Source organism: Xenococcus sp. PCC 7305 (genome assembly GCF_000332055.1).
Classification (GTDB): Bacteria; Cyanobacteriota; Cyanobacteriia; order Cyanobacteriales; family Xenococcaceae; genus Xenococcus.
The window spans coordinates 102,302-122,064 of sequence record NZ_ALVZ01000233.1; the positions used below are offsets into that span (position 1 = coordinate 102,302).

The following is a 19,763-nucleotide window of genomic DNA, read 5'->3' on the forward strand; positions in this document are numbered from 1 at the left end:
GACTTAGTATGAGGACTTGTTCACTAGTTCTTGTTGAAGAGCTTCAGGAGAAAGATTTTCTATTTCTGCTAATATTTTTTCCATCTCACTTATTCCTAGACTTTGATTGATAATGATATTCGCTAATTGAGCAATAGTCGGAGCTTCAAAGAGAAAAGTTTGTAAGGATAAATCTACTTGAAAGATTTCTCGCAATTGAGCAGTAACCTGAACCGCGAGGAGGGAATGTCCACCTAATTCAAAGAAATTATCGTGAATTCCAATCCCTTTCAAGCCTATCACTTCTTGCAATATTTTCGCAATTGTTTTTTCGATTTCATTACTTGGCGCCACATAGTTTTTGCGCTCAAGAGATCTCGAATCAGAACTGGCAGAATTCTCTGGCTTTTGAGCCATATATTGAGTCAAGAAATTATTGTTTTGCTCAATCACTGTCGGTAGATCCTGAGTCGAGACAATTACTTGGGACAAGTCACTTGCTAGAGCACGCTCAAATACCTCGATCGCCTCACCAGAAAGCATTCCCTGTTGGAGATTATCAGCTTGCCATTGTTTAACTTGAGCTGGCACAGTGGTATTTTTTGCCATTCCGACTTCTTGCCAGGCATCCCAATTAATTGCTACTGTCGGACAATTGTTTCTGTTGTGATGGGCCAAGATATCGAGAAAGGCATTTGCGCTACAATAATCAGCTTGCCCAAAGCCGCCAACAATAGAGGTTAAAGACGAACAAAGGACGAGAAAATCGAGATCTATGGTTTGTAAAACTTGATTTAGAACTAATGTCCCAGTGACTTTCGGGGCAAAGACAGTTTCTGCGATCGCAGGAGTTTTGAGTTGAATAATGCCACCTCCGGCGACTCCAGCCCCATGAATGACTCCGTTAATGGTGCCAAAGCGGTTGCAAGCTAAAGCGATCGCCTGTTCCATAGCATCGCGCTCGCAAACATCCGCTGTCACAGGTAAAACTTCAGCACCTAATGTTTCTAGGTTTTTAAGCTGACAAATCTTTTGGCTAGTTAAATCTTGGGCATCATGACTCGCTAACCATTGTTCCCAATGTTCTCGATTAGGGAATTCAGAACGACCGAGTAAAATAAGTTTGGCTTGAACTGTCCGAGCTAGATGTTCGGCTAAGGCTAAACCAATACCACCCATGCCTCCTGTAATCAGGTAAATTCCTTGGGGTTTTAATTTTGATTGCTCTGGGGAATTTTTAGTGAGGGAAATGGATTCAAAGGTTTGTACCCAACGCCGATTTTGACGATAAGCCACAATTTTATCTTTGGTATCGGTCGTAAATTCGGTAATTAATTGTTCGATGTTGTAATCATGATCAGTCTCCGAAATTGCTAGATCGATTTGACGAGCATCAATCTCAGAATATTCTTGGGGAATAACTTTAATCGCACCTAAGATATCTGCTTGTTCATAGGCTAAGGTTTCATCGCCAATGATGTCGTAAAGATTATTGGTTCCGACTAAGATTTGAGTTTTTTGCTGGTCTGGTAATTTATTTTGTTCGATTGCTTGAGCGAGGTAGATTAAGCTCCAGAAGTCTAGAGAATTGGGGAGTTGGGGATTTGGGGGGTTGGGGATTTGGGGGGGGATATTCCAGAGGTGGATTATTTTTTGGGGAATTTTACCCGATGTAACTAAATCTTGAATTAGCTTTTGATAATCTTCTGGATTATTGGGATTGATAGTATAAGTATCTTTATTTTGGCTAAAGTTTTCTCCCTGAGATACTGCGATCGCGGTTTGCCCATTATCTCTTAATTTTTCAATTATGCGATCGCCAATTCCCAATTCATCAACAAACACTAAATAGCGACTACCCTTATCTAACTTACTGGTTTTAATCAGAGGTAAGCTTTTCCAAGAAGGAACATAAAACCAATCACTAATCTTACTTCTTTTGCCTTGTTGAACTTTTCTGGGCGTTTTCGGAGCATCAATCCAATAACGTTGGCGTTCAAAGGGATAAGTAGGCAGTGGAACTCGATAAGGTTGTCTGTGGGCAGAAAAGTTATTCCAATCAATTTCTACTCCAGCAAGCCAGATTTTGCCTAACATATTGAGTATGAAAGCATAATCAGAAACTTTTTCTTTAGGATGAGGCAAGGAAGAGAATACTCTTTGCTCTGATGTTGGAGGTAAATTTCGTTTCACAAGAGTTGATAAAGTTCTGCCTGCTCCTACTTCTAATAAAATATATTTTTCTTCTTTTAATAGTTCGGAAATTCCCGCTGCAAAACAAACTGTTTCCCTCATATGTTTAGCCCAATAATTGGGATTAGTGGCTTGTCCTGTGGTAATCCAAGTTCCTGTGACGTTGGAAATAAAAGGAATTTGGGGTGAATTTAAAGTAATTTTAGATAATGCTTGTTGTAATGGTGCGATCGCGTTATCCATCATGGTCGAATGAAAGGCATGGGATGTGTGCAAATGGCGACATTCAATATTTTTCTCTTGAAGTTCTTGAGCTATTTTGGCTATGGCTTGATCACTACCGGAAATCACAGATAAATCAGGAGCATTAATTACCGCTAGAGATAATTCTTCGTTGAGTAATTTCTTAACTTCTGCGACTGGTAAGGAAACAGCCAGCATCGAACCAGTCGGCATCTGCTGCATTAGTTTTCCCCGCATCGCAACAAAACGCAGTGCATCTTCTAGAGAAAACACACCCGCAATGGTGGCAGCCACATATTCTCCTATACTGTGACCGATCGCCGCTTGTGGTTGAATCCCCCAAGACATCCATAGTTGAGCCAAGGCATATTCTAGGGCAAAGATCGCAGGTTGGGCTATTCGTGTTTGTTGTAGAGACGTTGCATGCAACGTCTCTACCGCGACGGGATAAATTAGCGATCTCAACAAAGTTGAGCCACTGCGTGATCGCAAATCTAACCCCAATTCTGGTTCTAATAATTCTGAACAGCGATCAATCCATTCCCGAAATACAGGTTCAGTCTGATACAGATCTTTGCCCATGTTGATATATTGAGAACCCTGACCAGGGAACATAAAGACAATCGATTTATTTTTTTGTTCGATAACATTCGTTAAAACCCTTTGCGGTTCTCTTGACTGAAGTGCGATCGCCACATCTTGCAGGTCTTGACCGACTACCATCCGACGATAATTAAATTCCTGGCGACCCATTTGCAGAGTGTAAGCTACATCAGCCAAATCTAATTCGGGATGATTGTTTAAATGTGCAACCAAATTATCCGTCATTGTCTCCAACGCAGATTCAGTTTTCGCCGAAATAACCAAAATCTGATGCTTTCTACTCTTACTGATAACTGATAACTGTTCACTGTTCACTGCTTGCCCTCGAATAGGGTTATTATTTAAGACTTTTGACTTTTGACTTTCTAATGGTTTCTCTTCCAAAATCACATGAGCATTCGTCCCGCCAATACCTAAAGAACTGACCCCAGCTCTTCGTGGAGTACCTGTAGTCTCCCATGGCTGTAGTTGAGTATTAACGTAAAAAGGACTATTCTCAAAATCAATTGCCGGATTAGGTTGCTCAAAATTTAAGCTAGGGGGAATTTGCTGATGCTTCAGAGCCAAAGCTGTTTGAATAACCCCAGCAACTCCTGCTGCTGCATCCAAGTGACCAATATTAGTTTTAACCGAGCCAATAGCACAAAAACCCTTTTCAGCAGTGCTTGAGCGAAAAACCTGGTCAAGTGCAGCAATTTCAATCGGATCACCTAAAGATGTTCCCGTACCATGGGCTTGAATATAACTAATTGTTTCGGGCTCAATATCTGCAAGCATCATGGCTTCGGCAATAACTTCGGCTTGACCATTGATACTAGGAGCCGTATAGCCAACTTTCCCCGCGCCATCATTGTTAATTGCTGCTCCTTTAATCACAGCATAAATATGGTCGCGATCGCTGATGGCCTCTTCTAGCCGCTTTAAAACTAGAATACCTACACCATTGCCGATAATTGTGCCCTTGGCCTGAGCATCAAAAGCGCGACAATGACCATCAGGAGATAAAATTCCTCCTTCCTGGTATAAATATCCCGTTTTTTCTAGAATATTAACCGATACGCCTCCTGCTAAAGCCATATCGCATTGATAATTCAACAAACTTTGACAAGCTAATGTTGTCGCGACTAAAGAAGTAGAACAAGCGGTTTGGACCGATAAACTGGGGCCAGTAAGATTTAATTTATAAGAAACCCGAGTTGCTAAAAAATCGTTGTCATTGCCAATGCCCTTTTGGAAAAAACTAGCCAGTCCAGCGCCGCTTTGATTTAAGTCTAAAGATAAATAATGATTAGAACTAGCCCCAGCATAAACTCCAATGCGACTTTCACAACGTTGAGGGTCATAACCGGAATTTTCTAAGGCTGACCAGGCAGATTCTAAAAATAGACGATGCTGTGGGTCGGTCAACTCGGCTTCTTTCGGATTAAAACCAAAGAAGGTCGCAGCGAATAAATCGGCATTTTCCAAGACACCGAGACGTTTAACATATTCAGGATTATTAACTAGTTCAGTGTCGATACCCGCAGCAATTAGTTCTTCATCACTAAAAGTGGTAATTGATTCTTTGCCTAAGCTTAAATTTTCCCAAAATTGGTTAATATTTTTAGCGCCGGGAAAACGACCTGACATGCCAATAATGGCTATTCCTTCTAAAGAATTTGTGTTTTCTAACATACTTATAAATTTATTTATTTTGATTTAAGTGATTTTTTATGTTTTTTAAGTGCCAATTTACGCTTTTGGGTTCTATCTGCGATCGCGGTAAATTGCTGATTTTCTATTGGTGTTTGACTGAGTTTTTTAGCTAACAAGCTAATCGTTGGATATTGAAAAAACTCTACTATTGATAAATCTTGATTTAACTTAGCTCGTAACTGGCTATGTACTTGACCAATTAACAGGGAATGTCCTCCTAAGTCAAAGAAATTATCATTAATTCCGACTTGATCAACACCCAAAACATCTTGCCAAATAGTAGCAATAATTTTCTCTGCTTCCGTATCTGGTGGTGTATAAATACTATCACTAACAGAGTCAATATTTGGTTTAGGCAAAGCTCGACGGTTAATCTTTCCATTAGGCAATAGAGGTAAACTATCTAGGAGCATAAAATTTGTAGGCACCATATATTCTGGTAACTTTTTGCCTAAAAACTCTCGCAGCTTAGGCACTAATTCTACTGCAAATTTTGCCTGTAAAGGATTATTTGTATAGTCCCGCCAAGGACGATGTTTAGTATTTTTATTATTGTTTTGATTAGTGACAAATCGCATCTTTTGATTTATCGGCTTCCGTTTAAATATCACATCGTAATATTCATTGGCTCCACTGCCAGACCAAGTAATGTCAATCGAATAAGGCAAATCTTGGCTGAACTTCCAAAAACTTTCAGGCTCAATTCCTGATTGCTCGAAGTTATTATCCAGAAATTGCCTCATTTCTCCCACAGTTGACGCACCTTCGGTTGAATTCAACCATTGCCAAATCTGATAATCTTTAGTCACTCTCGCATTGGGAACCTGAGTAATACCTACAATATCAGGCATCTTCTCTCTGAGAATTTGACGGACTGAATTTATGCTTAATTCTGATTTTTTCCAATCCAACCAAGGTAAATCTAACCCAGAAATATCCGCTGCTTCTCCAATATGAATAATCACATCGTAGCGGAATTTATTGAGTTCATTTTGGTGATAGCCTCGCTCCAAAATAATTTCTACATGGCTAATTTCTGGTAAATGTTGTTGTAAATTGGTGAAAAATTCTGGATCAATAACTAGTTGTTTTTCCTCAAACAATTGTTTGTTAGCCCGTTGTTTTAATTCTTCTTTAGAAAGAGAATCGGGAGCACGATGAAATTGTACAGAGCTATGAAATGTTCCGAGTAAAGGCAAACTACGAATATCCCCGAGGAAAATAAAACCTCCTGGTTCCACTGCCGCAACTGCCTTGGTCAAAACTTGCATTAAATAGTCAACATTGGGAAAATACTGAGCTACAGAAACTACCACAACCGCATCAAAACTATTGGCTGCGACATTCTCAAAGTTATTGGCATCTCTATGGTTCAAGCTAACTCCAGATATTGATTCTTCTAGCATTTCCAGTTGATGCTGGAGATTAAGTAAGGCTTTTTCTGAGGCATCGGTGGCACAATATTGCTCACAATAAGGAGCGATCCGAAATAGCATTAGTCCGCTACCTGAACCGAGATCTAATACTTTGCTGGGCTTTAAGGACAAAATCCGCTCGACTGTCGATTCTACCCATTGAGCAACTTCTGCCTCGGGCATTGCTTGTCCTGTATAACTACTGTTCCATCCTGTGAAATCCGATTTTAAGGCTTGTTCCTCAACAGTATTCTGGTAAAGATCGTCAAATACTCCTTCCCATTGAGATAACTGTTCACTGCTTAATTCTTCTTCTGAGCTTAATTCTGGTTGAGGATTTTGGACGACATAAGCAACTAAGCGTTTGTTATCAAGCTCATCTTCTTGAGCAATAACTACGGCTTCTTTCACCTCTGAATGCTGGCTCAATACTGCTTCAATTTCTCCTAATTCAATCCGAAATCCGCGAATTTTTACTTGATAGTCCATCCGACCCAGAAATTCAATATTTCTATTATGCGCCCTAAAGGATACACCTTCGGATAAAGCGGTATCCTTTAGGGCTACTAGATATCTTGCTAAGTCTCCAGTCTTGTATAAACGTGCTCCTGGGCGATCGCTAAAGGGATCGCGAATAAATTTCTCTTTGGTTAATCCTGGACGATTATAGTAACCTCTAGCTAATCCAATTCCTCCAATATAAAGTTCTCCGGCAACTCCTAGCGGGACAGGTCGTAGCTCGGAATCCAGTATATATAGTTGAGTATTGGGGAAAGGACGACCAATAGGGACTGGCCGCTCAAGTTGTAGCTCAAGTTGTAAATTGGCAGTAGTAGTCTCAAAATAGGAACTATCAATCGTGGCCTCGCTGACACCATAGGAGTTGATTAATCTGGTTGCCTCACCACAAAAACCTTTGACTCGTTGATATCCACTCATATACCAACTATCAGAACCGACGATTAACAAGCGCATAAAGTCGAGAGATTGTTGAGTTTCCTCTAAATATTGAATTAAGTTCATCAGCACAGCGGGAACAAATTCTGCACAGTCTATTTGTTCAGAACAAAGTAGGCCATACAGTCGATCTGGCTGTAATAGATAGTCCCTGGGACAAAGTACTAATTTCCCTCCAGAGCATAATGCTCGAACTAAGTCTCCCGTAAACACATCAAAGGAAAAACTTGCCATTTGCAAATGACTTGTAGCAACAGAACGCAGTAAATATCTATCTTCCCAACCGAGATAGGCATTGACTAAACTACTATGATTAACCATCACGCCTTTGGGAGTACCAGTAGAACCCGAAGTGTAGATGACGTAGGCTAGGTTTTGAGAGGTTGCTTTATTAGGTAAATTTGACTGACTTTCTTGAACAATATTCTTCCAACTAGAATCGAGACAAATAACCTTCGCTTGATGTTCTGGAAGATTTTTTTGTAACCATGGCTGTGTGAGCAAAACTGGTAGTTGCATATTGTTCAAGATGAATTCGAGCCGCTCGGAGGAGTAGATCGGATCTAGTGGGACATAAGCTCCTCCAGCTTTGAGAACTCCTAATACGGCGATTATCATTTCTACGGAGCGATCCATGTAGATCCCCACCATGGTTTCTGGTTCGACTCCAACTGTTTGTAAATAATGTGCTAACTGATTGGCACGTTGATTCAATTCTTGGTATGTCAGTTGGTTTTGGGCAAATACGACAGCAACTTCATCGGGTGTTTGCTCTACCTGGGCTTCAAACAGTTGATGAATAGATTGCCCCATTTGGGATTTGAGGTTTTGGTTCGATAGTTCCTCTGAATTGAATTTAACCAGTAGTTGCTGTTGTTCTTTGGCGGTTAATAATGATAATTCCGATAGCTTCGCATCAGGATTAGCTAATACATTTAGCAGTAGGTTCTCTAAATGCCCAATCATTCGAGTAATCGTGGCATCGTCAAAGAGATCGCTATTGTATTCAAAAGATAATCTCAAACCTTGATTCACTTCTACCGATAAACTCAAATCAAACTGCGCTGTGTTTGTTTCTATCTGTAATTTGCTAATCGCTAAATTGGGTATTTCCAAAGGAGTTGGCGTATGGCGAAAATCAAACATAGCTTGAAATAGCGGTGTCCGACTGGTATCTCGCTCTGGTTGGACGGCTTCTACTAGTTGATCAAATGGTAAGTCCTGATGTGCATAAGCGCCTAAAGCTATGTTTTTGACTCGTTGGAGTAAGTTACTAAAAGTTGGGTTACTACTTAAGTCTGTGCGAAGTACTAGGGTATTAACAAAAAAGCCAATTAAGCCTTTGACTTGATCTTGATTTCGGTTGGCGATGGGTGAACCGACAGCTATATCATCTTGTCCTGTATAGCGATGAAGAAATGTCTGAAATATTGCCAGTAGCAACATGAATAAAGTTACATTCTCTTGATGGGCTAGTTCATTTAGTCTTTGAACTATTGTTGCTGATAATTCGAAAGCTTGATGAGCGCCTCGGGAAGTCTGCACCGCAGGTCTGGTGCGATCAGTTGGTAAATGTAATGCTCTGGGGATGCCGTTTAGTTGTTGCTGCCAATAATCAAGTTGTTTTTCCAGGATTTCTCCTTGTAACCATTGTTTTTGCCATTGGGAAAAGTCTTTGTACTGAATTGTAATTTCTGGTAGGGGCGAGGTTTCTCCCGTTAAGAATGCTTTGTATAACGCTTCAAGTTCTTGTAATAAAATTTCGGTTGACCAACCATCGGAAATTATATGGTGCATTTCCAGGACAAAAACATGTTCTTGTTCTGCGAGGCGCAAAAGTTTAGCTCGGAATAAGGGACCCTGAGATAGGTTAAAAGGTTGTTGAGCTTGTTCGGTTAAGAATTCCTGGATTGCGCGATCGCTCTGGGAAGCAAGATTATTTTGATAATCTACGACTGATAGAGATAATTTGAGGCTGGGCGCAATAATTTGTCCTGGTTGTCCATCAGCGATCGCGAAAATAGTTCTTAGCGTTTCATGTCTTCTGACAATTTCGTTTAAACTTTGTTCTAATACGGCAATGTTAAGCTCGCCCTTGAGCTCTAGGGCTAAGGAAATATTGTAAGCTGGGTTTCCTGGTTCTAATTGATCGAGAAACCAAAGTCTCGCCTGAGCAAAAGAAACGGGATAGCTATGCTGATTTGTCGTGATTTTTTTGAGAGGGATAGATTCAGTTGGATTCGATATTTCTAGGGCCGCTAATATTTTTGTGCAGAGCGATCGCGTAGTTAATCCGGAAAATAAATCTGCGATCTCAACACTAACTCCTAAATCATTTTCGATCTGATTTTTTAATTCAAAAACTTTTAAAGAATCTAAGCCCAAACTAGTCAAAGGACTATCCAGAGCAATTGCTTGCGGTAATCTTTTTACTATCCGAGCAATACTGGTTTGTACATATTCTTCTAAAAGTAACTGCGATTCTTGAGGCAGTTTTTGTAAAAGTTCTTCTCTAGTTAAATGTATTGCTACTTCGACAGATTCTTTAGTTTCAACAAAATCACTAGCAATTATATTTAATTTATGCTCTAAAAGCTGATCCCGAGTTGCTCGACGTTGAATTTTCCCACTAGAAGTTTTCAGAATAGTCCCTGGCTTAATTAAAACTACGCCATAAACTTCTATTTCATGGGCTTCTGTAATCGCTTGACAAATATTATTAATGACTAATTCCAAATTTGGTTTAGCCCGAAATTCCAATTCTTGGACAACTACTAATCTTTCTTCTTGGTTAATCTCCACAGTAAAAGCAGCATTACTCGCCAAACGTAAATCTGCATGAGATTGTTCTGCTGTTAGTTCAATATCTTGTGGATAAAGATTACGTCCTCTAATAATAATTAAATCCTTGAGTCTCCCAGTAATAAACAGCTCACCATTGCGATCGAGAAAACCTAAATCTCCAGTGCGCAAAAAAGATTCCTTCTGTAAATCCTCTTCTCTCCCTTCTCTCTCTTCTTTGCGCCTTTGCGTCTTTGCGTGAAATATTTTCTTAGTCTCTTCCACTCGATTCCAATAACCATTGGCAATACTATCTCCACTAACCCAAATCTCACCAACAGAATTAGACTCACAAACTGTCTCAGTTTCAGGATTGACTATCACAATTTCTTGCCCAGGAATACTTCTGCCACAGCTGACTAAAACTTTACTATTCTCCTTCCCAGAAACTTCTACAATCCGATCTTCGGCCAAAGCCAATTTATCCACAGATTTACTTTGATATTTTGTCTCCCTCTCGCCGCCAGAAACCAATAAAGTCGCTTCGGCCATTCCATAGCAAGGATAAAAAGCTTCCTGACGAAAACCACAGTCAGCAAAAGTAGCAGCAAATAATTCTAAAGTCTCGTGACGAATTGGTTCGGCTCCATTAAAAGCCACTTGCCAACTACTAAGATCTAGAGTTTCTTTTTGTTTGGCGGTAATCTTTTTCGCACATAGTTCATAGGCAAAATTCGGCGCGCCGCTAGTAGTTCCACCATAGCTCGAAATAGCTTTTAGCCAACGATAGGGATTTTGTAAAAAAGAAGTCGGCGACATCAAAATGCAGGGAAACCCACCATAAAGAGGTTGTAAAATACCGCCAATTAATCCCATATCATGATAAATCGGCAGCCAAGAAATAAACTTACTCTCGGGTGAATGCCCCATCCAACGATAAGTCATCTCCGCATTATGCAGTAAATTACCATGACTGACCATTACGCCTTTCGGGGTTCCGGTAGAACCAGATGTATATTGTAAGAAGGCAATGGTATTTTTATTTAAATTTTCTGGTTGCCAATTCTCTTCAATCTCTAAGCCTAGATTGTCTGTCGCTAGCCACTTTAAATCTTTATTCTTACCTAACAAAGACTGCATTTTGGGTAATAGTTTCTCAGTTGTTAATGCGATCTCCGCTGAAGAGTCTGTAGCAATCGCTTGTATCCGAGGAGTCTTGCGGGCATTTTGCGGTGGATAAGCCGGCACTGCAATTACCCCAGCCGACAAACAGCCAAAGAAAGCCACTAAATAATCTAAGCCAGCAGGATAAAGTAAGAGTGCTCTTTCATCTTGCAATCCTAAATGTTTTAGCGCGATCGCAATTTGCTGACTACGCCTTGTCAACTCTTGATACGTAATTGTTATCTCTAAACTTTCACCATCTTCGAGAAAAGTAAAAGCATTAGCATTCGGTTGTTGACGAGCTTGATAATTTAAAAGTTCAACAACTGTACCGCAATTTTGCAGATTTTTTTGTAGGCTATTGACAAAGTGATTCATAATTCTCGATTTATGATGTTGGCAAAAATATAGGTAACAATCTCAAATCTCGGTGAAAGATAAATAGTGAAATATAAAAATCTAGTGGGAATTATTGCACTACTAATTTAAATGATGTAACTGCGATCGCAATGTCTCAAGCCATTTGCCGATCAAAATTTTAATAAAATACTTAAGCAAGATGCTTTAACTTTATCGCCTCAAAAAAGTTAGACATCAGACTTGTAAGAATTAAGGTAATACTATGAAAATGGGACTAGAGATGATAGATTGCCAAGTCTTGTTAGACAATGCTTAGACAGAGGATTGCCTTGAATGTAGATTTGCTCCGAAAACAGCGACCACCAATCAGTATATCCGTTTTTACTGCTTAATGACTTTCCTTAGATATTCCGCAATTTCACTGTACATGTTTTTCCTTTTTAATGCAAATTATTTCTATTTGCGATCGCTGATTTTGATAAAAATCTAGGATAGATGACGAAGAAAATCTTGATTAATGAAGATGTAGTTAGACAAAATCTTTGATGGATATACGTTTTAGCTGGTATTTATCAAGTTTTTTTCTTTGGATTGACAATCTAATCTACTATAAGATTAGTCAAGGATTCCATTTGGCGTTGACAATAAATTTAAACTTATTGAAAATTTAAATCAATTAGTATTTTAGGTAAAACAAATACTAATCTTTATATTCGTAACCAGCAACTAATTCGATGCGAATCAATAAAGCAAGAGCTGCTTCAAGATGACAGACAAATTTCAAACCCCCCAAACTCTTCGTAAGTTTACGATTATCTGGTTGGGACAAACACTTTCTATTATAGGTTCTGGGATGACTCAGTTTGCCTTATCTATTTGGGTATGGAAGCTTACTGGTCATGTGACCGATTTGGCTTTATTTGGTTTTTTTTCCCAATTGCCACAAATATTTATTTCTCTCGTATCTGGGGTAATTGTCGATCGCGCTAATCGCAAATTCCTCATGGTCTTAGGCGATACAGTAACTGGCTGTTTGACCATTATGCTCTTAATTCTTTATGCAACTAACGATTTACAATTGTGGCATTTGTATCTTGCAATTGCGATCGCTGGAATTTTTGAGCAGCTACAAACCTTAGCCTTCGGGGCTTCCATTGCCACCCTTGTCCCCAAAGAACATTATGGCCGTGCTAGTAGTATGGGTTTTATCGCTAGTTACGGCTCAGATATTATCGGCCCAGCATTAGCAAGCATCCTCTTTATAACTATTGGTCTAGGCGGGATTATGGCGATTGATATTTTCACTTTCGTCATTGCTGTTACTACAGTTCTCTTTGTTAAAATCCCCCAGCCAAAATCGACAAAATCAGAAACCATCTCCAGGAAAAACTTAAGCAATATTAGTCAAGAAATTACCTTTGGCTTCCGCTATTTACTGCAACATTCAAGTTTATTTATCATGCTTATTTGGGTTTCTTTATTTTGGTTCGTTCATGACATTGGAGATTCTCTATATTCAGCAATGATTTTAACTCGTACCAATAATGACCCCAGAATTTTAGGTAGTTTAGCTTCCGCCGCTGGAATTGGGGGTATTGCTAGTGCTTTATTGCTCACTAAATGGGGTGGTTTCCAACGAAGAATCAAGGGAATACAACTAGGAATGCTCGGTGCGGGGCTGAGTAAAATTTTCTTTGGACTAGGCAAAACACCTTTAGTTTGGCTGCCAACTCAGTTATGTTCTTCTTTTAATTTTCCGCTGCTTGGTAGTTCTTTTGATGCTATTTGGCTAAGCAAAGTTGAGCCTGAACTTCAAGGACGAGTGTTTGCTACCCGTTCATTGTTCATCATGTTAGTTTCTGCTTTGGGTTATTTATTCGCTGGGCCTCTAGCAGACTATATTTTTGAACCAGCAATGATGCCCGACGGAATTTTAGCTCCAGCATTAGGCTGGTTATTGGGAACGGAAAAAGGTTCGGGAATTGTTCTTCTCTACTTACTATGTTCTTTGAGTATGTTGATTATCGGCTTAAGTGGGCAAGCATTAAGTAGCCTCAAGGATCTTGATCTTGAAAAGAATGAGGATTAAGTCAAGTGTCAAACCTTTTTTGCCTAACTTACATCATAGCGAGCTTAAGCAATTTGACTTGTGTCGATCATAAAACCCTCATTTCTCAGGATAAAGAATGGCAATGTTACCTAAATATTGAGGAATTTGAGCAAAGTCAGTTAGGGAACTGGACTATGACTAATTCTTTTCGTGCAGCTTATATTACTTGGGATGAGCATAATAGAGTAGGAGCATACCCGCAGGAAAATCAATTCGAACGCGAGTTTGATTATGATGAATTTCCTTTCGAAGAGTTTTATAACCTTTCTCTAGAATCTAGTCAGAATTTTCAGACAGCAAATATCCAACATGAAACTACGATTGGGATTGAACTTAATAAAAATATCTTTGGTCGTACCAGTCGCCAGAGCAGTCAAGGAAAATTTGACTCTCTAGGTTTAAATTCTCTAATTATTCCTAATCCTTATGTAGCTGAGGATTTTTTCAGCAAAAAAAATTATCTAGGATTGTATATCGAGCATGAAGCTGCTTTAGGAGATCGTCTCTTTTTGAGTTTTGAAGGAACTTTCGATGTGGCAATTCCCGACACGATAGATTTTGAATCAACAAGTCTGATCGATCCGATTGAAAACAACAATTTTTTTCCGGAAATCTCTCTGGAATACCAGTTAACTCATTCTCTTTTGGCCTATACTAGCTTCGAATATGGTGTTGAATCGATTGAGGGCAAAGATTTTAGAAATCAAAGACTGCGCTCAGAGACCTATCAAACATGGGAAGTGGGAATTAAAACCCAATTAAATGACAATTGGCTAGCTACAGTTTCGTTTGAGCGAGAAATTCAAAATAACTTTACGACAACTGATCCTAATGAACCAGACTTTGACTTGCAAATCAATCGACAAATTGGCAATTCATGGACAGGAGAGATCAGTGGAGAACTTAATCCTGGTTGGTGGCTCTATGGTTTTTATACTTATACCGATGCTACTGTGACTGAAGATGAAGTGATTAAAGTCGGCAATTCCCTTGCTGGGATAGCACGCCATACGGGTGGTTTATGGACTAGCTATGAAATTACCCAAGGTCAATGGCAAGGCTTGGGCTTAGGAAGTGGCATCATTTGGAATGGAGAGCGTCCAGCCGATGCAGTCAATAGTTCTGATTTTCCTGACTATCTACAATTTGATTTAGCTATTTTCTATAATCAAGATCACTTTAAAGCTGCCATCAGTGTTCAGAATTTGTTCAATGGGGGATTCGATGAGCAAGAAGTAACCTCGCAAACAATTTTAGGCACAATTCTTTGGAAATTCTAATTCTTTATAATAATTTTCTTGATTAATGAGAAAATTTATTATTAAACTAGATTACAAATAGAGTACTAATGAAAACTTTAAGCACAACTGAATTTGCCTTGCAATTGTCAGAAAGCATGAAATCAAATGAAGTATTACATAATGTGCAGGGTTTTGATAAGATTGGAAACTCCATCAGCAAATGGCATGAAGATAACTATAAGGAGTATCAATTTGATTCTGGAGTCGAAGTAACCCTAGATTGTGAGACTATTTATCGTGATTATAGTGTGGAAGACGAACATAATGATTTTCATATGTTAGTCGCCAAATTCTATTTATCCGGCAGTCAGGGGGTTATTTCTCCTGGAATTGAGAATGTGGAAGCTGAATATAGCGAGGCTAGTGGCAACAACTATTTATTCTATTTGCCAGATATTCAGGAGACGGATCAATTTGTTGCAGGGACTAGGTTTCAAAGAGTCAGAATCAATATAGAGCCCAGTTTTTTAAGAAGCTTTGTGAGTGGATTAGATGATATTCCCAAAAAGTTGCAGCCTTTAATTGAAGGAGATTTGGCTCCGAGTTTTCATTGTTCTGTGGGGAAAGTGACTCCGATGATGAGAACAATTATTCAACAGATGTGGGCGCATCCCTATCAAGGCGCGATCGCAAAAATCTATCTAGAAGGGAAAGTCTTGGAATTACTTGCTTTACAGCTATCTCAATTACTGGAATTGGAACGAGTCCAGCCTGCTAATCTCAAACTAAATTCCCGAGACCTTGATAGCTTACATCAAGCCAAAAATATTTTACAACATAAGTATCTTAACCCCCCATCTGTCATCGATTTGGCACAGCAAGTAGGCTTAAATCGAATCAAACTACAACAGGGTTTCCGCCAGGTATTTCAGACAACTCCCTTTGGCTACCTACAAAATTACCGTTTGGATTTAGCTAAAATTCTCTTGCAAGATGATGAACTGACAGTGAATACCGTAGCCAGACGAGTAGGATATTCCAATGTTAGTTATTTTTCTCGAACCTTCAAACGTAGATTTGGCATTACTCCTGGTAAATGTCGTTAATCACAAAATCTTTGAGGACTAAAAATTTATCTTTTAGGATATAGACTTGATTCAGCAAAATCACTTAGACTTGATTCTACTAAAATTAAATAAAAATAATTCTTAATAGAGAATTATTGAAAATCGTGAATGAAAAGTGTTAAATTAAATCAAAAGAAATCGATAATAACTTTCCGCCGTGACCTCTGCTCGATCACAATATGGTCTAGTTTAATTGCTATATTCCCCTTCTCAATTAAATCTGTGAGCGCAGAACAAATTGCAGAAACCAAGATTGCTTTCCGAAACAGCGAATCGCCAAGTCAATTATTTCAGTTCCCTAGGACTAAAGCCAACAATCCGCCATTACAGCCAATTTCCTTAGAGAGTCCAGCTCTTCTAGCCCAAGGAGGAGATGAAAATCTAACTAGAGTTACTCAAGTACAAATTAAGCAGACTGCTGAAGGTTTGGAGTTAATTCTGGAAACGCCATCTGGAAAACGATTAATTCCCTTAATTTCTCCAGACGGAAAAAATCTGGTGATCGATATTCCTGATGCCAGTCTTGGATTTGCCATCAGAAACGGGGTTCGAGAAGTCAATCCAGCACCGGGAATTAGTTCCCTGAGCATTACTTCAATAGATGACAATAGTATCAGAGTAACAATTACTGGAACCGAACAAACCCCTGCTGCGGAAGTAGTAGCAGGACAAGGGAACTTAGTCTTAAACGTTACTCCTGAAAAGACAACCGTAGAACAGAAACAGCCTGATGAAGAGATAGAAGTTATCGCCACAGGTCAAATTATTGACGAAGATAGCTACTATGTTCCCAATGCAGGTGTTACCCGAACTAATGCACCGATTATTGATACTCCTGGAACCGTTCAGGTAGTACCTCGACAAGTATTTGAAGCTCAAAGGTCAATTGAATTACGAGATGCCTTATCGAGAAATGCCGTAGGTGTAGTTACTAATGGTGCGCCGAGGTCTAACTTTAATAACGTACTCATTCGTGGTTTTGATGCTTCTTCTAACTTTTTGCGGAATGGCATTCCCGAATCCTATTTCATCCTCACACCACCGAGAGATTTAAATAATGTCGAGCAACTAGAAGTTTTATCTGGACCTGCTTCTGTCGTTGGCGGACAGATTTCTCCTGGGGGTATTATTAATATTGTTACGAAGCAACCTTTAAAGTCTCCTTTATATGAAATATCTGCTAGCTACGGTAGTTTTAATAGTGCTGAAGGGACATTAGATTTTTCAGCTCCTCTAAACGACAGTAAGACTGTAGCCTATCGTCTGAATGCTGCTATTTATCACTCTGATACCTATATTGATGTCGATGATGTAGATATCGAAAGAGTGTCGGTTGCCCCAGTTCTAAGTTGGGAAATTAGTGAACAGACGCAAATTAATTTTGAAGGATTATATTTTAATAATCGAACTCCTCAGAGGGTGGGACTTCCTGCGGAGGGAACAGTTTTAGATAATCCGAATGGAGATGTGCCTCGGGATCAATTTGTGGGAGAGCCTAATTTTGACAAAAATGATCGCATCTTGACACAAATAGGTTATGACTTACAACATGAGTTTAGTGACGATTGGTCTTTGACTCATGCTTTTCGTTACTCTAACTTCCAGTCAGATCAAGAAGAAGCTTTTGTTAATGCTCTACAGGATGATTTTCGCACTCTCGAACGCTCTGGAGACTTATTTATTGACAATGTTAATAATTACCAAGTTGCCACTTATGTAACTGGTGACTTTGAGACTGGTGCTGTCAATCATGTGTTATTAGCAGGAGTCGATTATGTTTTTGAAGAAGATTCTTATGAGTTTAACTTCTTTGAAGCTGAGAATATAGATTTATTCGACCCAGAATATGCTGGTGGAGTGGGAGAAGCTTTTGAGGATTCTTTTGGTGAAGGAAGAGATACTGCTGATGGAGTGGGACTTTATCTGCAAGACCAAATAAAGGTATTCGATGATCGCTTAATCTTGGTTCTTGGGGGAAGGGTTGATTTTGTCGGTAGCTCATCAGATTTATTTGATGATTCTACGAAAGAAGATTCTCAGAACGATACTGCCTTTAGTCCTAATGTCGGTATTCTCTATAAACTTACTGATAATCTTGCCCTTTATGGTAGTTTTAGTCGCTCTTTTGAGCAGATAAGAGGACTTAATGCCGATGCTGAAACTTTTGATCCTTCGCGAGGTACTCAATACGAAGTAGGATTCAAAGCTGATTGGTTAGATAAGCGTCTATTAACAACTTTAGCTTTATACGATCTCACCTTAACTAATGTTTTGACAGAAGATCCTGACAACCCAGGATTTGATATTCAAACAGGGGAGCAAAATAGCCAAGGTATTGAATTACAAACTAAAGGAGAAATTTTACCAGGCTGGAATATTACAGCTTCTTATGCTTTTACTGATACCGAAATTACTGAAGATAATCTTTTTGCTGTGGGTAACTCCTTTGCGAACGTTCCGGAAAACGTTGTCAATTTATGGAGTACCTATACAATTTCTGGGGGAAATTTAGCTGGTTTAGGATTTGGTCTGGGACTATTCTATGTCGGGGAAAGGGAAGGAGATTTAGACAATTCTTTCCAACTTGATGACTATCTGAGAACTGATGCTGCTATTTACTATCGTAGGGAAAGATTGAATTTGGCACTCAATTTTAAGAATATTCTTGATGTAGACTATATTGAATCTGCCGATGATAATCTTCGGGTCAATACAGCCGATCCCTTTGCCGTATTCTTTTCTGCTTCCTATAAGTTTTGATCATTAGTTTATGTCTCAACTATGTCGTTACTTATCTTGGTTTTTCTGGGGAATCTGTGTTGTAATCGTAATTGCAGCTTGCGATCGCCAGCCCCATGCCTCTCTTGGCGATCGCCCCATAGCTAAGCCAGAATCTTGCCGTCTGGTTGAGCATGGGATGGGAACAACTCAAATTTGTGGTCAACCCCAAAGAGTTGCCGCCCTCAGCCCCCATATTCTAGATAGCATATTAGCATTGGGAGCTCAGCCAGTAGCTTATGCTGAATCCCAGGATCTCAAGATTCAAACTTACAATAATCCAGTAGAACAAATTCCCTATATCGGTAAATGGGTCACGACACAGCCCATAGGTTTGGGCGATCGCAAATCCCCTTCCCTAGAAAGACTGGCCCTAATCAAGCCAGAGCTAATTTTAGGCGAGGAACCAATGCATCGGGATACCTATTCTCTGCTATCTCAAATTGCTCCTACCCTATTGTTTAGTGATGAAACAGATGATGGACAACAAGTCTGGCAACAAGATATTCAAGGAATTGCTCAAGCCCTAGATCGAGAATCCCAGGCTAGATCATTGTTAGCCAGATTCGATCAAGAAGTTGAACAAGCTCGGAGGTTACTAGAACCTATCTGGCAAACGTATCCTCGTGTGTTTTTGCTTAATTCTAATCTGACGAATTATATGGCTTCTGCGCCAAAGAGCACAACCGCTAGATTATTGAAAGAAATTGGTTTTGAAATTGTTCAACCCCCAGGAGTTCAAGGCTATGCTGAAATTTCTTGGGAAATCTTACCCCAGATTGAAACCGATATTATTTTAGTTTTGTCTTGGAGTGATGAGAATTTTTTCAATCCTGAAAATATCATGGAGGAAAAATGGGCGAAAAATCCTCTACTCAATTCAATGTCAGTTTTTCAGCAGGGTCGAGTATATTTCGTGGACTATCAACTTTGGGGTAGTGTGACTCGTGGCCCTTTAACAGATTGGCTTATTTTAGAGGCTTTGCCAGATTTACTACTAAGTAGCGTTGAGGATAACTAGTGCCGCTGCGCGGAAGTAATAAGTAATAAGTAATGAGTAATAAGTCTTGATACATCAGCTTTTTGCCCTTCGTTGATAGATAGCTTATTTACGCCC

Annotated in this window: 7 protein-coding genes; 5 read left to right on the top strand and 2 right to left on the bottom strand. The window is 39.4% G+C overall.

The features are described from left to right. Positions 1–3 precede the first annotated feature (3 nt). Both XEN7305_RS25530 and XEN7305_RS25535 read right to left on the bottom strand, forming a co-directional pair. A complete protein-coding gene (locus XEN7305_RS25530; RefSeq protein WP_006512447.1) occupies positions 4–4,692 on the bottom strand; it encodes a type I polyketide synthase in 4,689 nt (1,562 codons plus the stop codon). A gap of 14 nt (positions 4,693–4,706) precedes the next feature. Next, entirely contained in the window at positions 4,707–11,408 is a 6,702-nt protein-coding gene (locus tag XEN7305_RS25535) for a non-ribosomal peptide synthetase (protein WP_006512448.1), read from the bottom strand. Positions 11,409–12,156: 748 nt separating this feature from the next. On the opposite strand from XEN7305_RS25535, the gene XEN7305_RS25540 reads away from it, so the two are divergent. The 5 genes from XEN7305_RS25540 (at position 12,157) to XEN7305_RS25560 (ending at position 19,667) form a co-directional block, all read left to right on the top strand. Beyond that, the gene (locus XEN7305_RS25540) at positions 12,157–13,479 is read left to right on the top strand and encodes an MFS transporter (protein ID WP_006512449.1); all 1,323 of its coding nucleotides are present in this window, start codon (positions 12,157–12,159) and stop codon (positions 13,477–13,479) included. A gap of 5 nt (positions 13,480–13,484) precedes the next feature. Continuing rightward, positions 13,485–14,780 (top strand): TonB-dependent siderophore receptor, encoded by a 1,296-nt coding sequence (locus tag XEN7305_RS25545; RefSeq protein ID WP_006512450.1) that lies wholly within the window; start codon positions 13,485–13,487, stop codon positions 14,778–14,780. 68 nt (positions 14,781–14,848) lie between these two features. Then, on the top strand, positions 14,849–15,847 hold the full coding sequence (locus XEN7305_RS25550) for a helix-turn-helix transcriptional regulator (RefSeq protein WP_006512451.1): 999 nt from the start codon (positions 14,849–14,851) through the stop codon (positions 15,845–15,847). Positions 15,848–16,090: 243 nt separating this feature from the next. Continuing rightward, positions 16,091–18,628, top strand: a complete 2,538-nt coding sequence (locus XEN7305_RS25555) for a TonB-dependent siderophore receptor (protein ID WP_238569046.1) — start codon at positions 16,091–16,093, stop codon at positions 18,626–18,628. 10 nt (positions 18,629–18,638) lie between these two features. Continuing rightward, positions 18,639–19,667, top strand: a complete 1,029-nt coding sequence (locus XEN7305_RS25560; RefSeq protein ID WP_006512453.1) for an iron-siderophore ABC transporter substrate-binding protein — start codon at positions 18,639–18,641, stop codon at positions 19,665–19,667. The last annotated feature ends 96 nt before the right edge of the window (positions 19,668–19,763 follow it).